This window comes from Candidatus Obscuribacterales bacterium, assembly GCA_036703605.1.
Lineage (GTDB): Bacteria > Cyanobacteriota > Cyanobacteriia > RECH01 > RECH01 > RECH01.
In genome coordinates, this window is the sequence record DATNRH010000697.1 from 1 (window position 1) to 1,008 (window position 1,008).

General features: G+C 55.2%; 2 protein-coding genes. Both read right to left on the reverse strand.

From position 1 onward, the window contains the following. Positions 1–485: ADP-ribosylation factor-like protein (locus tag V6D20_14720; protein ID HEY9817033.1), on the reverse strand; the 485-nt coding region annotated here is incomplete at its 3' end. Between the two features lie 4 nt (positions 486–489). Next, on the reverse strand, positions 490–1,008 hold a 519-nt coding region (locus tag V6D20_14725; GenBank protein ID HEY9817034.1), incomplete at its 5' end, for a hypothetical protein.

A 1,008-nucleotide genomic window follows, 5' to 3' on the forward strand; every position in this document is an offset into this window, starting at 1 on the left:
GGGACCGGATCGTGCGTTCTCCCTGTGGTTTGGTGCAGCCCCAGGTAGTCCCTCAACTGGGGCTCACTCATGGCGCCAGGGATATCGATCTTGTTTCCCAGCACAACAATGGGTGTTGTGGCCAGGGCGGGATCGATGAGAAGCCCGTCCAGTTCAAGCCTCATGTCTTGGAGCCGCTGCGGGTCACGCTCTGCAGTATCGGTCAGAAAGACAATCCCGTCTACGGCGCTAAAGTAGTCCTTCCAAAGGCGCCTCGCCTCCTTGTGGCCGCCCAAATCATAGGCCTGAATCTGAATACCACCCATCACCAGCTGCTCCGAGGTGGGGTGGTGGGTAGGTGCATGCTGCTTCAAACAGTTATCCCGCAGCATACGCAACAGCGTGGTTTTTCCCGCATTGTCGAGGCCCAGAAACAGGAGGCGCGCCTTTTTGTTGGCCAGACCCAAGCTCTCCAAAAGTCCGTAGAACCACTCTATCAAAAACATATCTTTAATTGGTTGTCACTGTAGCGCCTCGCCCCACCAAGATACCCGCATCAACGACGCCTTGACCCGAGGGCGCTGCTGAGGTACCGCCGGAAAGGTTAACCGTATGACCGGCACCCCACAGAGTAGTGCCGTTTGTCCCATCCAGGCTGACAAGGACCGCTAGCACGCGGTTGACGCTTGCCTCTGTGAGCGCTTGATTGGTACTAGTTAGAGTGGTACTAATCCGTTTTGTGACGCCCGCGGTACCAAAGACCAGATTCTGCAAGGTGCCATCCGCAGGGTTGAGCAAAATGCTACTTGTCGGGTGGGTTTGCACAAGGGCCGGCATATTGAATGTCACCAAGTTACGGGCTTGAACCCGAAATATGGTAGCTGTCGAGGCATCTTCAAACACAGGCATATCCAAGGTCAAAAGGCCGTCAGCGCTGGTGAATATATATAGTTGGGTCCCGGTTACGCGGCGCAAAGAAGGAAACGCCAAGAATGCCAATGCATTGCAAGCGCTTATCTGCAACGTTCC